Raw genomic sequence first — 13,748 nt, 5'->3', positions numbered from 1 at the left:
TTCGAGCCCCTGAAGGTACAGCTCCGCGGTCTGCATGCCAGCCAGTGTCGCGCCGGCAAGCCGCGCATAAACGCCGATCGATAGCCGATATAGCACTCCGCCGAAGAGGGATGCGACCGTGGCTTGGCAGGAACCGAAGTCGGGAGTGGTGCGGTTTCCTGTGCTGGGATCGATCCCGTAAGGGAAGAGATCGATCGAGCCGTTAATTCCTGCCTGCGCCGATGCCGAACACAGTGCGAGCACCAGGATGAGAGCACCGACGATTCGCATGGATCCTCCCTCAGGTTGCATAAGCGGCCTTGACTCTATCGATAGAGCCCCTTCACCCGGGACCAGGTGGCCTGTTCGACCGCAACCGTGCACGCCGGGCCCGACGGATTGATGATGAGCTGACCCCCAGTGACACAGACCTGGGTGAAGTACGGGAAGTCACAGAGCGCCAAGAAGGGGCACGCCATCTCGGGAGGAAGCGAGGGTACCCCGGCCACCACACTGACGTAGTGGTTGTCGGCGAAGTTCGGAGCGAAATTGAAAGCCGTGAGGTCGACGAGGGCCAAGAGCACCAGAGCGTCCGTCTTGCACTCGGGGCCAGGCCAGACCACATCGCAACGGCGTACCAACTCTCCGTCCGCAGGTTCAGGATCGGAGATCGACCCCACGGAGACAGCTGGCGAAGGGAAGGTGACGTTCTTCGTCCAACCCGCAGGAAGCTGGCCCGTCGCATTCGTTTCGAGCCCCTGCAAGTAGAATTCCGCGAGAGTCATCCCAGCCAGCGTCGCACCTGCAAGGCGAGCATAGACACCGAACGACAACCTGCTCACGAGACCGCCGTAGAGGGAAGCCACCGTGGCCTGGCAAGCACCGAAGTCGGGGGTGGTGCGGTTTCCTGTGATGGGATCGATCCCGTAGGGAACAAGATCGATGGCGCCGTCCTGTCCGGCGTACACCTGAGCCGCACTCAAGGCGAGGGCAAGGGCAGAAGCCAAAGTCAGTGCACTGACGATACGCATGACGCCTCCTGCACGCCGCAAGGCGCGCAGGCATCGTGTTGTACGCGCAGCGAACGACCGAGCGTCAGTCAGGGGGCCATCAATATAGCCAGCCACTCGAGCAGAGTCAAGCGACGCGACGTGGCTATTGATTTGGACGATTGATTTGACTGGGTGTCAAAAGCGGATGGTGAAGCGCGTGCCCCGCTGCAGCTGACTGTGGACCGAGAGCACGGCGCCCATGCCATCCATGGCGCGCTTCACCATGGAAAGCCCGAGGCCGAGTCCATGAATTTGACCGGTGAACTCAGGTTCTACCTGATAGAAGCGTTCGAAGATACGTTCCAGGTGTTCTGCCGGGATGCCCAAACCGTTGTCGCTCACTTCGACCACGGGGCCCTGGGCGTCCCGATGCAGGTGCACGTGGACCTGGACGGCCGGGCCCCCGAACTTGACGGCGTTGCGCACCAGTTCCAGCAGCGCGTCCACGAACAGGCCGTGGTCGACGACGATCTCGCCCTCTGCGGCCTTCACCGTCACCGGGGCTTTCTCGCCCAGGTGCTGGTGCACCTTGCTCTGCAGCTCCGCTGCGATCGCCGCGAACCCCACCCGGCGGCGCTTCAGGTGCTGCAAGCGCCGTGTCCACTCCATGTGGGTGAAGATGCCGTCCAGCACCGACCGCAGTTGGGTGGCGGCGCCGGCGATGGCGCCGAGCGCCTGCTTCTGCGGTTCCTGCAACTCGCCGCAGCCGCCTTCGAGGAGCACCTCGGTCCACGACGTCACCACCGTGAGGGGCGTGCGCAGCTTGTGGCTCATCAGGGAAAGGACGTCCTGCTGCAGCTTGTGCTCGAGCCGCTCCCTGGTGACATCGCGCACCGAAAGTACCGCTCCCGTCGCGTTCCCCTGAGGGTCGCGCACGGGACGCAACGAGGCGCGCAGGAAGAGCGGCGGCTCCGACCGTTCGAGGACGAAATCCCGCGCTTCCCCCCGACGAATCGCAATGTCGAGATCGTCCGGAGCGCCCTCGAGGCGGCCCCAGGCCTCGGTGAGGTGCTGCACGTCGCGAGGGAGCTCGAGCCAGCGGCGCGCGCTCGGACTCACTTCGCGGACCCGCCCCTGGGCGTCGAGGATGAGGATGCCGTCGCTCACGTCACCGAGAACGAGCTCCAGCTTCTGCCTCTCGTCGACCTGCCGGTGCAAGTAGGTGAGCCGGAGCGTGCTCTGCACCCGCGCCACGAGTTCGGCCTGACTGACGGGTTTCGCCAGATAGTCGTCGGCGCCGGCTTCGAGACCCCGCACGCGATGATCGAGGTCGCCCAACGCCGTGACCATGACGATCGGGATGAGACGAGTCGACTCCCCTGCCCGCAGCCGGCGCGCCACCTCGAAGCCGTCCATCCCCGGCATGTTCACGTCGAGGAGGATCATGTCGGGGCGAAGGCGCTCGGCCAGTGCCAGCGCTTCCGGGCCGGAAAAAGCTTGCTCCACCCGGTAGCCCTCGGGCACCAGCATGGCTTCGAAGAGCTCGCAGTTGAGAGCGTTGTCGTCGACCACGAGGATGCAAGCGCCTTGCTGGGCGTCTTCTGCCCGGGCCGTGGGCTCGGCCCCCGAGGGTCCGACACGATCCCCCTCGCCCCAGGTGGGCGTAAATCGGCCGGGCAGCCCGGCCGACGGGCTGCGTGCATCCTCATGCCTCATGCGACATGCTCCGCCGTCGCGCCGATGACGCGCTCCACGATTTCCGGGAGCGTGCGCGTATCGACGGGCTTGGACAGATGGAGAGTGCAGCCGGCTTCGAGACAGCGCATCTGATCTTCCTTCTTCACATGCGCCGTCACTGCGATGATGGGGATCCGGGCAGTGTCGGGGTCGGCGCGGAGGATGCGCGTCGCATCCAGGCCGTCCATGTCCGGCATCTGCACGTCCATTAGGATGACGTCGGGTGCCGCTTTGCGGGCGATGTCGATGCCCGCGGCCGCGGCCGGCGCACTCAGCACCTCGAAACCCGCGCCCTCGAGGACGATCTGCACCAACTCCAGATTGAGCTCGTCGTCCTCGATGAGAAGCACTCGCCCGCGTTTCTTGTGCTTCTGCTTCACTGCCGCCTCCTCACGAACTCGGGGGCCTCAGGAACGCCAGTCCCCTTCGGTACCCCGACCTCCTCCTCGAACACGCCCGATCGCTGCGACCCGTGCCGAGGCGCCTCCTGCCTGGCATGGTCGCTGGCGTCCCCGCTCACGGCGCGCGACGCCTGCTTCTTCTTGTGCCGAAAAGGCGGCTCGCCCCAGGGCCAGAGAGCCTTCTCGGTCTGTCGTTCCGCATCGACGGCCGGTGATCCGTTCGACTCCAGCAGCGGCGCCGGCGCGTTGCTCGACCTCTCAGGAACTGCTTCGACGGCCCTCCCCGGCGCGGCCGCCTCCTGTTCCGGAGATAAGTCGTCCTCTACATCATGGCCGCTGTATTGCAGCGGCATGTAGAAGACGAAGCTGCTGCCTTTGCCCTGCTGGCTGGTGAACGAGATCTCGCCCCCCAAAAGCCGCACGAGACGGCGTGTCAAGGCCAGGCCCAGACCCGTGCCCTCCTGCCGGCGGGCGTAGGACGTGTCGAGCTGCTGGAAGGGCACGAAGATCCTTTCGTGATCCTCCGGAGAGATGCCGATCCCGGAGTCACGCACTTCGATGAGCGCATACTCTCTGTGGCTTTCGATGCGCTCGCGGCGGCGCGCCGGCAGCAAATGGCTGATGGGCTGCACCCGGAGCGACTGGCCCTCGAGGCATTGCACAACGACGTCCACGCGCCCACCCGACGGGGTGAACTTGATGGCGTTGGAGAGCAGATTGAACATCACCTGCTTGAAGAGCTTCGGGTCCGTCTTCGCCAGCAGCTCGGGAACCGGCTTGCAGTGCAGCTGAATGTCCTTCTTCAGCGCCAGGTTGCGCACCAGGGTCTGGATCTCGTCGAGGCTCTGGCGCAAGTCGAACTCGTGCGGCGCCACTTCCATCTTGCCCGCCTCGATCTTGGAAAGGTCGAGGATGTCGTTGATCAGCCGCAGCAGATGCCGTCCGCTGGTGAGCGCGTTTTCCGTGAAGCGCCGCTGCTTGTCGTTGAGCTTGCCGAACTTTTCGTCCAAGAGGACTTCGGAGAAACCGATGATGCCGTTCAGAGGCGTGCGCAGCTCGTGGGACATGATGGCGAGGAACTCGGACTTCATGCGGCTCGCCTTGGCGATCTCTTCGTTCTTGCGCAGGAGAGTCCGGTTCACCTCCTCGAGCTTCTCGGCGTTCTCGCGGAGAGTCTCGAGATAGCTCGTGGCGAGCTCCCGAGAGCGCTGGATTTCGTCGGCCATCTGGTTCCAGGACATCGCCAAGCGGCCGAACTCGTCGCGCGACCCGACGGCGAGGCGCACGCTGAAGTCGCCGCGCGCCACGCGGCCGTTGCCCTCCATGAGCTGGGTCAGCGGGCGGATGATCCGAGACACGACCAGTGCCGCCACCACGCTGGCGGCCAAAGCCACGGCGATGCCGAGGAGACTGGCGAGGCGGCTCATGGCGGCGATGCGCCCCTCCGCGTCAGCCGACGACATGCCGACCCGTACGTTGCCGATGAGCTCGCTCCGCCCCACCTGGCGCTTGCTCGCTAGGATGTCGCCGTCCACCGCCGCTTCCAGGGTCACCGGGGCCACGACTTCCAGGTAGCGGACGCCGTCGGAGCCGCGCATCCAAGCGGTGCGGGCGCCATCCGGTTGCACCTCGCTCGTCTCGGGAATGAGGTCGAGGGTCTCGGGGTGCACGCCGACCCGCACCATGGCGACGCCGAGCGTGTCCTCGAACTGCACGAAGGCGACTTCGGCGTGTCCGAGCAATCCGTTGCCGAGGCGCTGCAAGGAGGCGGTGTTCTGCGTCACCAGGGGCAGCTGGCAGTTGTAGGCGAGGTTTTCCGTCAGGGCGACGGCGCGGCGGGCCAGACCATCGCGGATCGTGGACTCCTGCTGCAGCGTCAGGAAAGTCGTGATCAGCATCGCCACGGCCAGGATCATGGCACCGATGACGACGGCGAACTTCGTCTTCAGCGGCAGAGGCGGCAGATAGCTGGTGATGGACCGCATCGGTGGCTCGAATTCGACGACACGCGATTCGCCTGGAGCGCGATGGCATCGTCGGCGCCGGCTCCGGCGCTTCGCGCTCTCCGCCTAGCCGGCGCGGTTTCTCTCGGACTTTCCCCCGCTTGCAACCCGCGTTCCACGAGGCCGGCAGCACCATGCCCCGGCGTCCTTTATGATTCCTCCGTGCGGTGGGAGTCCGGTGTCTGGAGGCCGTGCATGCTCGAGCAGATCCTGCAGGACAAGCGCGCCGAACTGGCCCAGCTGGATGAACGTCTGCTTCGCAACGTCCGGCCCAGCACGCGCGACCTGCGCTACTCCATCGGCACCGGAAGGGAGTCGCTGTCGCTTTTCGTCGAGCTCAAGCGCCGCGATCCCTGGGAGGGAGAGATCCGCCCCGACCTCGACCTACCGACTCTCGCCGCGCGCCTCGAGGAAGTCGGAATCGGCGCCTTCGTCGTCGCCACCGAGTCGCGCTACTGGGGCGGCAGCCGCGAGGACCTCGCCGGCTTGGAAAGACTGGGCGTGCAGGTTCCGCTCCTGCGTCACGATTTCATCGTGGAGGAGCTGCAAATCTACGACTCCCGCCGGCTCGGGGCCGATTCGCTCTTCCTCCGCCCGGCTCTCCTGCCGGGAGAGCGCTTGCAGACCGCCCTTCGCGTCGCCCGCTCCACCCACATGGTGGCGGTCGTCCTGGTCGCCAATGCCCTGGAGCTCGACGCCGCCCTCGCCACCGATGCGCCGATCATCGGCATCTCCAACCGTGATTTCGACAGCGGTCGGCTGGATCTGGAGACGACGCTGCAGCTCGCCCCCCGCATCCCGGCGTCCCGCTCCGTGCTCTCTTGCTTCGGCATCCGGAGCGCCGCGGATGTGCGCGCGGTGCGCGGCCACGTGGACGCGGTGTGCCTGGGAACGGCCTTGCTACGCGCCGCGGATCCCGTGGCCGAGCTGGCGCAGCTGGCGGGACCCTGAGCCGAGGCGTCACCTCGTCAACCCGGATAGGTTCCCTCGGACTGCCTCCGTCGACGACAGGAGCAATCGTACTCAGCAGGTCCTGTGAATGGTGGCCAAGCATCGACTGCCCCGTTGAGCTCGGTCGTCTTGACTTCGACTGCTGAACCGGTTGATTCTCTCTGAGCCGCACTCACGAGCTGGCTTTCGCCGTTCTCGACGCGAGACGCTCGTGCTGCCACTCATCGACTGGATCGGCGATGCAAGCCGGCCACCGCGTCCGGGCGCTCCGGGGGTTCCTACCCTTCGTTGCCCTGACCCTTGGCTCTCCCGCTCCTGGCCCGGCCACAGGTTTCGCAACCGGCCAGGATCCAAAGCCCATTCCCCCGCACCGTGGTTTCGCGCCGCTCCCGCATGTCGAGGCCAGGCTCCTTTTCGTCTATTTCCCGCAAGCCCCCGCGGGTCGAGACAGCCTCCTGCCGGCATGGAGCACCTGGCTCGTCGAGGAGCTGACGGCTTTCGTTCGGGTCATGTCTCGCGGTCAGCAAGTCCTCAGTCTCGAGATCACGAAGCGGCCTGGCGCTGATTCGACCAAAGCATGGCGGGCGCCGAATCCGGCGGTGACGTATCAGGCAAACGACGATTACGGTCTTCTCAACAACCAGATCATGCAAATAGTCCACGACACCTATCCGCCTGTTGCCGGTGTGAACTACTGGGATCCGGTGAACATGGTCTTCGTGATCACTTACGAGAGCCCGTTCTTCGGAGGCAGAGGGGGTGGATTCGACCGTCTGGGTTGGGTCGACGTGCCGGGCTTCCTCGAGTGCGGGGGGATTGGATGCGTGAAGCGGGGAGAAACGCAGCGCTTGTTCACGTTCGATTCGATGACGAGCCCAACGAATGATCGTGTCGCTCAAGGGGCTGCGCACGAATACGGGCACATTCTCTTCGCAAACAGTCACTCACCTTACACCGGCTGGCCGCTGCCTGTGGAAGGCCCCGGGACGCCACCTGGTCAGTGCCACCTACCTCCCGTCACAGAGTATGTGAACATGGGTCGATACGATTTGCTGAAGGCGTTGCAGCCGGCCGATTCACGGCCGAACGAAGGCTTGGTACCTTTCCACCCGGTCTGGTTGATGCAACCGGAGCCCGTCCAGGCGGGGTTCGCTTGGGTTCCCGTACGAGAGATCACCAGCGACACGCGAGGCCTCCGGATCCCGGAGATTCGCGGACCGCAGGGGACGATCTTCAAGATCGTGCCGGCGAACTCACCGCAGCATCTGGACCAGTACTTCATCGTCGCCAACTACCAGGGCGCGGCGAGCTCGATCTACGACGCCAAACTCCTCGGCACCGGGCTCTTGGTCTGGCATGTCCTCCCCGATCGGGCTTGGGATCTGGAGAGTGCCTGGGGAAAACGTCCTGGTCTCGGCGTGGCCGGAAGGGACACTTTGGAATCGGATTGGTGCTACGAGGGATTCGCCGGCGACTTCTTCACCGACTCGCCGCCTCCAGGGCTCCCCATGCACGTGGACTTCGGCCCCGGGACCAACCCGAACACCAACCTCTACTCCGAGGATCTCTACACCTCAGCCCAGTCCGTACGGACCAGTGTAGCCATCGAGAACATCAGGAGGGATCCGTTCTCAACCGACATGTTGGCTGATATCTACCTCAGTCCGAAGCAGTACGTCGTCACTCCGAATGGGGGAGAGTTCATCGCGAGCGGTCAGAACGTCATCGTCACCTGGCTCCGTCGCGATGTGGCGAAGATCACCTCCGTCGACGTCGCGCTCTCCTTCGATGGCGGCCTGAGCTATCCGCTCGTGCATTCCGCCCTGCCCAACACCGGCTCGCACGACTTCGGTGGCCTGGGGGGAACCAGTGACCGGATGAGGTTTCGTGTAACCAGTCATGATTCGCTGGCGGTCGCGAGCGACGTTTCCGATACGACCTTCGCCGTTTGGGACATTTTGGAATCGAGCGTGCTGCCCAGCGTGTCAAAGTTCTGCCGCAACGGCAATCACTTGGTGAAGCTCGACGTCTCCTGGCAGACGAGCGTGCCGACCGACCGCGGCTCCGACAAGCTCGACGTGTTCTTCCCCACGCACTCGGCACCATGCGCCGGAACGCCCTCCAGCACGAAGTCCGGCGGCTCTGGCGGGACGAACCACCGACTCGTGTGGCAAGGTGTCTGTCAAAGGGGCGTGTTCAAATACCGGCTGAAGAGCAAGAAGGCCACCGGTGAGACGGTCTCGGATTGTCGTCACTTCACCATCTCGTCGTGCCGTCACTGCCCCGAAAACGACCCCAACGACGGTGGGAGTACGGCCCCGACGATGATCACGTCGGCGCCGGTCGAAGTCTTCCTTCGCCCCACGAACCCGGTTCACTCCTCGTGCAGTCTCGAATTCGGCGTCGACCGGCCGGCACAGGTCTCGCTGATAATCTACGATGTCGCAGGGCGCCGAGTCCGGATTCTCGCGCAGGGCAGGTTCGAAACCGGGGTGTATGCGTATCCATGGGATCTTCAGGGCCAGGGTGGTGGCGAGCTGGCAGCCGGTATCTACTTCGCCAAACTGACCGTGGGAAGCAGGATCGTAACGAAGAAGGTTCTGGTGGCGAAGTGAGGCTCCTGGCGTCTCGAACACGGTGCGCATGAGCCGAGGAACCATGTCGGCAGGCTTCCGCGTGCTCATGGTCGACTCGGAAACGACCTGGCGCGGCGGCGAGAATCAGCTCCTCCTTCTCATGCGTGGACTGCGCGAGGCAGGCGAGGCAGAGGTCGAGCTCGCCGCGCCGCCCGACGCCGCCATCACCCGCCGCGCCGCCGAGATCGGCGTCCCCTGCTTGCCTTTGCCCATCCGCGGCGGTATGGACCTCGTCGCTGCCCGGCGCTTGCGGGACTATTTCCGGCGCGGCCGTTTCGCTCTCGTGCACTGTCACGCCTCGCACGCCCACGGCGTCGCCTTCCTCGCCCTCGCCTTTTCCCGGTTGCAGCGCCGCCGCCCGCCCTTCCTGGTGGTGAGCCGGCGCGTCGATTTCCCCTTCGCCCGACGCGGCCCGAGCGCGCTCAAGTACCGCTACGGGGCCGACCTCTATCTGGCGATCTCGACCGGCGTGCGCGATGTCCTCGTCCAGTGCGGGGTGGCACCCGAGCGCATCGCCATGGTCCCGAGCGGCATCGATCTCGCCCGTCACCGGCAGCTCGGCGAGACGACGAGACTCCGCCGGGAACTCGGCCTCGGGAGTGGCGCCGCGGTCATTGGCAATGTGGCGGCGCTCGCACCGCACAAAGCGCAGGTGGATTTCGTCCGGGCGGCGCGCCTCGTGGCCGATGACTTGCCTGAAGCGCGGTTCCTCCTCGTCGGCGAAGGTTCCGAACGCCCGCGACTCGAAGCGCTGGTGCGCGAGCTCGGCCTTTCGGCACAGGTCACGTTGACGGGTTTCCGCGACGATGCCTTGCAGATCCTCTCTCTCTTCGATTGCTTCGTTTTGTCGTCGACCCTGGAGGGGCTCTGTACCTCCATCATGGACGCGCAGGTCCTCGGCGTGCCCGTCGTCGCCACCCGGGCCGGCGGCGTCCCGGACCTGGTCCAAGACGGCGAGACCGGTCTTCTCGTGCCACCCAGAGAGCCGTCGCAGCTCGCCGCTGCCATCCTGCGCCTGTTGCGCAACCCGACGTTGCGCTCGCGCTGCGTCGCCGCGGCGCGCGCCCGCTCGGAACAGTACGGTTACCAGCACATGGTGCAGGGAACGCTGGCTGCCTACCGCGGTCTGCTGGTGGCGCGCTGAAGCGACTTGCGGGAAGAATCACCCCTTGCCGCTCGCCGGACGACGGCGCCGGCGGCGCTGCGACCGGTCTGGACCGGGCCTTGACGCTTTCGAAGCGGCAACCATAGATTCCAGAATGGATTGAGCTTTCTCTCGGGCGGGTCCCATGCACCTCGCGATCCGGCTCCTCGCCACCCTGCTGCCCATCGCCTACGGGCTCCTGGGAGTGGCGTATGCGCTCCTCTTCTTCCGCGACGACCCGGTGGCGCGCCGCCTGGCGCCGCGGGCCCTACTCGGGACCATCCTCATGCACGCGGGCTTCATCGGCCTGCTCACCCTGACGTTGCGGCGCGTCCCCATCGCCACCAGTTTCGAGTCGCTGACGGCGCTGGCGCTCGCTCTGGCGATCGTCTACTTCGTGCAGGAGAAGCGCTCGGGCACGCCCTACACCGGAATCCTCTTCGTCCCCCTGGTGTTCCTCTGCCAGACGCTGGCTTCCGCTTTCATCGATCCGAACGTCGTGGTCAAGGAGCGCATCCTGCAGAGTCCGCTCTTCGGCCTGCACATCGCCGCTGCTCTTCTGGGTTACTCCGGCTTCGCCGTCTCGGCGATCTACGGTTTGCTCTATCTCATGCTCCATCACGAGCTGCGCCGGCATCGCTTCGGCATCATCTACGACCGCCTGCCGTCGCTCGACATCCTGGCCGGCATGAACTGGCGCGCCGCCATGTTCGGTCTCGGCTGCCTGACGCTCGCCATCTGCGCCGGCTCGCTGATGTCGTTGGAGGTGTACCCGCGCTTCTGGCAGGACCCCAAGGTGTGGCTCAGCCTGCTCACCTGGACCGTCTACGCCGCCTGTATGTACACCCGCATCGCCGGCGGCTGGTACGGCACGAGGATCGTCTATTTCACCATCGCCGGCTTCATGCTCGTAGTCTTCTCCCTCCTGGCCGTGAATCACCTGTTCCCGTCGTTCCACGACTTCACGCTCTGAGGTGAACATGCTCGCGGAGCCCAAGGGCTTGCTGATGATCGGGACGAACCACCGGCAAGCGCCGTTGGAGTTCCGCGAGAAGATCGCCTTCCTTCCCGACGAGGCCGACCTCTTCCTCAAGGAAGCCCGCGACACGCTGCATGGCAGCGACGTCTTCCTCATCTCGACCTGCAACCGCACCGAGATCTACATCGTCAATCTCAACGGCAACTCGACGCAGGACGCCTGGCGGCTTTTGTCGCGCTACAAACCCGTCGACCCGGAGCGAGACGAAGCCTTCTTCTATAGGCTCGAAGGCCGCCGCGCCGTGGAGCAGCTGTTCGGCGTCGCCACCGGGATCGACTCCGCCATGCTCGGCGAGCCGCAAGTGCTGCAGCAGGTGCGCCAGGCCTCGGACACGAGCGTGCGCGCCCATGCCGCCGGTGTCGTCGGCGAGCGCCTGCTCGCGGCCGCGGTGCGCTGCGGCAAACGCGCCCGCGCCGAAACGGAGATCTCCAAGGGCGCCGTGAGCGTCGCCGTGGCGGCGGTGAGCCTGTCGCACAAGGTCTTCGCCGATCTCTCGCCGCGTACGGCGCTCGTGGTCGGTGCCGGCGAGACCGGGACGCTCGTGGCACAGAGCCTGCGGGAGCACGGCATCGGCCGGCTCCTCCTCGCCAACCGCGGCCTCGAGCGCGCTCGGACTCTGGCCACCGAAACGCGCGGCGAACCCATGGGACTGGACCGCCTGGACGCCGCTCTCGCCACCGCGGACATCGTCATCACCGCGACCAGCGCGCCCGCGGTCCTGATCGATGCACCCATGGTGCGGCGGGCCCAGAAACGCCGCCAGCACGCTTCCTTCTTGGTGGTGGACATCGGCGTCCCCCGTGACGTGGACTCTGCAGTCGGCGACATCGACAACGTCTTCTTGCACGACATCGACAGCCTGCAGGGGATGATCGAGCAGAATCTCCTGCGCCGCCGGCGCGAGGTGCCCAGGGTGGAACGCATCATCCGCCACGAAGTGGACCGTTTCCTCGACTGGTACGCGGGCTTGCAGGCCGGGCCGGTGATCCGCGAGCTGCGGGAAAACCTGGAAGCTCTGCGTCTGCAGGAAGTCGAGCGGGCCAAGCTGACCCCCGAGCAACGCACGGTGGTCGATCAGGTGACGCAGAGCCTGCTCAACAAGATCCTACACCGGCCGATGCACCTGTTGCGTGAGACCACCGGGCAAGACGAGAGCAGCCGGCGGCGCCTGCAGACCATCCGCGAAGTCTTCGCGCTGGACTCGAGCGCGGCCGACCTGGACTCGAGTACGGCGGAAAGAGACCGGGAGTCGGCCGTGCCGGACTCGAGCGCGGAGCGCGAAGAATGATCCGCATTGGGACCCGCGGCAGTCGTCTCGCCCTCTGGCAAGCCGAGCGCACCCGCGACGTGCTGGTTTCACTGCATCGCGATCTGCAGGTCGAGATCGTCCCCATCAAGAGCCACGGCGACGAAGCGCAGCACGCACCGATCCAGGAACTGCAAGCGGTGGGGATCTTCACCCGCGAGATCGAGCGCGCCCTCCTCGACGGGAAGGTGGACGTGGCCGTCCACAGCCTGAAGGATCTGCCCACGGAGTCGCCCCCCGAGCTCGTGCTGGCGGCGCTCTTGCCTCGGGACGACCCGCGGGATGCCCTGATCGCGTCAGCGCTGCGGGGCTTCGACGACAGCAACGGCCGGGCGGCGATCTCGGCGCTGCCGCGTGCCGCTCGCATCGGCACCTCGAGCCTGCGGCGGCAGGCCCAGCTCCTCCGCCTGCGCCGCGACCTGGAGGTCGTCGAGCTGCGCGGCAACGTGACCACTCGATTGGCCAAGGTGGAGGAAGGCGAGCTGGACGGCATCCTCGTTTCCAGCGCCGGCTTGGATCGGCTCGGGCTCTGGCCGGAAGGCCGCGTGCGCCTCGATCCGGAAATCATGCTGCCCGCCCCCGCTCAGGGCACCATCGCGGTGCAGGTGCGCGCCGCCGATCAGGAGACGCAGGCGCTCGTCAGCCACGCCGACCACGGTCCCACGCGTTCGACGACGACGGCGGAGCGCTTGCTCTTGCACGCTCTGCACGGCGGTTGCCGCGTCCCCCTCGGGGCGCTCGCGACCCTCGAGGGCGACCGTCTGACGCTGCGCGCCCGCTTGCTCGATGCCATGGGCAGCAAGGCGCTCTCGAGCTCGGCCGCTGGGCCGGTGGCGAGTGTCCAGCGCCTGGCGCAACAGGTGGCGGACGATCTCCTCGCCCAAGGCGCCGCCGACATCCTGGCCTCGCTGCGCTCCCCTGCCAGCGAGAGCGACGCCTGAGGACTCAGCTTCGACGGGTCCCCCACGATCGTGGAGGTACGAGTGAATCTGTCCCGTTTCGATGGCATCCGTGTCCTCGACGGGGACGGATGCGAAGTCATCCTGGGCGATGTCCTGCGCAACCGCCCCTCCGTGCTGGTCTACGTGCGTCACTTCGGCTGAATCTTCTGCCGCGAGCAGATCGCACAGTTGTGCGACGTGGCGCCGGAGATCAGCGCGGCAGGGGCGGCACTCGTCGGCATCGGGAACGGTACCCCCGCGCAGGCTGCTGCCCTGGGCGCTGCCGCCCGCGTCCCCTTCCCTCTTTACGCAGACCCGAGCCGGCGCTCCTACCGGGCCGCCGGACTGCGTCGAAGCTGGGTCAGGGTTCTCGATCCGCGTGTCTTCCTCTCGGCGCGGAAGGCCCGCCGGACGGGTGCGCGACAGGTCGGAATCCAGGGAGACCCCTGGCAGCTCGGCGGTGTCCTGGTGTTCGACGCCTCCGGCCGGCTGGTCTGGCGGCAGCAGAGCCGTTTTCCCGGCGATCACGCCGCTCCGGCAGACATCCTGCAAGCGCTCCGCTCAGCAGTCTGACTCTCTGCTATCCTTTCCAGCCGCAGCCGGAACAACAGAAGGGGAG

12 protein-coding genes are annotated in these 13,748 nt (G+C 66.1%); 7 read left to right on the top strand and 5 right to left on the bottom strand.

Going from position 1 to position 13,748, the window contains the following annotated elements; all coding sequences use genetic code 11:
• The 5 genes from VFE28_07725 to VFE28_07705 form a co-directional block, all read right to left on the bottom strand.
• The coding region (locus VFE28_07725; GenBank protein ID HZM15876.1) for a hypothetical protein at nt 1-270 on the bottom strand (270 nt) is incomplete at its 3' end.
• Nucleotides 271-305: 35 nt separating this feature from the next.
• Nucleotides 306-1,010 carry a hypothetical protein gene (locus VFE28_07720; protein ID HZM15875.1) on the bottom strand — a complete coding sequence of 235 codons (705 nt, stop codon included), beginning with the start codon at nt 1,008-1,010 and terminating at the stop codon, nt 306-308.
• 156 nt (nt 1,011-1,166) lie between these two features.
• Nucleotides 1,167-2,687 carry a response regulator gene (locus VFE28_07715; protein HZM15874.1) on the bottom strand — a complete coding sequence of 507 codons (1,521 nt, stop codon included), beginning with the start codon at nt 2,685-2,687 and terminating at the stop codon, nt 1,167-1,169.
• A complete protein-coding gene (locus VFE28_07710) occupies nt 2,684-3,088 on the bottom strand; it encodes a response regulator (GenBank protein HZM15873.1) in 405 nt (134 codons plus the stop codon). Before VFE28_07710 ends, VFE28_07715 begins: the two co-directional genes overlap by 4 nt.
• Complete coding sequence (locus VFE28_07705) at nt 3,085-5,094, bottom strand: ATP-binding protein (GenBank protein HZM15872.1); 2,010 nt, start codon at nt 5,092-5,094, stop codon at nt 3,085-3,087. The genes VFE28_07710 and VFE28_07705 overlap by 4 nt, the downstream gene beginning before the upstream one ends.
• Nucleotides 5,095-5,307: 213 nt before the next feature.
• On the opposite strand from VFE28_07705, the gene VFE28_07700 reads away from it, so the two are divergent.
• From VFE28_07700 to VFE28_07670, 7 genes are all read left to right on the top strand, one after another.
• Entirely contained in the window at nt 5,308-6,063 is a 756-nt protein-coding gene (locus tag VFE28_07700) for a hypothetical protein (protein ID HZM15871.1), read from the top strand.
• Between the two features lie 239 nt (nt 6,064-6,302).
• Nucleotides 6,303-8,678, top strand: coding sequence for a T9SS type A sorting domain-containing protein (locus VFE28_07695; protein HZM15870.1), 2,376 nt, complete (start codon nt 6,303-6,305; stop codon nt 8,676-8,678).
• A 43-nt stretch (nt 8,679-8,721) separates the two neighbouring features.
• The gene (locus tag VFE28_07690; protein ID HZM15869.1) at nt 8,722-9,843 is read left to right on the top strand and encodes a glycosyltransferase; all 1,122 of its coding nucleotides are present in this window, start codon (nt 8,722-8,724) and stop codon (nt 9,841-9,843) included.
• A gap of 145 nt (nt 9,844-9,988) precedes the next feature.
• On the top strand, nt 9,989-10,816 hold the full coding sequence (gene ccsA, locus VFE28_07685; protein ID HZM15868.1) for a cytochrome c biogenesis protein CcsA: 828 nt from the start codon (nt 9,989-9,991) through the stop codon (nt 10,814-10,816).
• Between the two features lie 7 nt (nt 10,817-10,823).
• Nucleotides 10,824-12,170: a glutamyl-tRNA reductase gene (gene hemA, locus VFE28_07680; GenBank protein ID HZM15867.1), complete on the top strand. Its 1,347-nt coding sequence runs from the start codon at nt 10,824-10,826 to the stop codon at nt 12,168-12,170.
• Complete coding sequence (gene hemC / locus VFE28_07675) at nt 12,167-13,129, top strand: hydroxymethylbilane synthase (protein HZM15866.1); 963 nt, start codon at nt 12,167-12,169, stop codon at nt 13,127-13,129. Before hemA ends, hemC begins: the two co-directional genes overlap by 4 nt.
• Nucleotides 13,130-13,291: 162 nt before the next feature.
• A complete protein-coding gene (locus VFE28_07670; protein HZM15865.1) occupies nt 13,292-13,702 on the top strand; it encodes an AhpC/TSA family protein in 411 nt (136 codons plus the stop codon).
• Nucleotides 13,703-13,748 lie beyond the last annotated feature (46 nt).

The organism is Candidatus Krumholzibacteriia bacterium (assembly GCA_035649275.1).
Lineage (GTDB): Bacteria > Krumholzibacteriota > Krumholzibacteriia.
This window is presented reverse-complemented; position numbering and strand designations above follow the sequence as displayed.

Excerpts from the sequence above, each read along its gene's own strand:
- VFE28_07720 (HZM15875.1), bottom strand. The coding sequence starts at position 1,010 with ATGCGTATCGTCAGTGCACTGACTTTGGCTTCTGCCCTTGCCCTCGCC.
- VFE28_07715 (HZM15874.1), bottom strand. The coding sequence starts at position 2,687 with ATGAGGCATGAGGATGCACGCAGCCCGTCGGCCGGGCTGCCCGGCCGA.
- VFE28_07705 (HZM15872.1), bottom strand. The coding sequence starts at position 5,094 with ATGCGGTCCATCACCAGCTATCTGCCGCCTCTGCCGCTGAAGACGAAG.
- VFE28_07700 (HZM15871.1), top strand. The coding sequence starts at position 5,308 with ATGCTCGAGCAGATCCTGCAGGACAAGCGCGCCGAACTGGCCCAGCTG.
- VFE28_07695 (HZM15870.1), top strand. The coding sequence starts at position 6,303 with ATGCAAGCCGGCCACCGCGTCCGGGCGCTCCGGGGGTTCCTACCCTTC.
- VFE28_07690 (HZM15869.1), top strand. The coding sequence starts at position 8,722 with ATGTCGGCAGGCTTCCGCGTGCTCATGGTCGACTCGGAAACGACCTGG.
- ccsA (HZM15868.1), top strand. The coding sequence starts at position 9,989 with ATGCACCTCGCGATCCGGCTCCTCGCCACCCTGCTGCCCATCGCCTAC.
- hemA (HZM15867.1), top strand. The coding sequence starts at position 10,824 with ATGCTCGCGGAGCCCAAGGGCTTGCTGATGATCGGGACGAACCACCGG.
- hemC (HZM15866.1), top strand. The coding sequence starts at position 12,167 with ATGATCCGCATTGGGACCCGCGGCAGTCGTCTCGCCCTCTGGCAAGCC.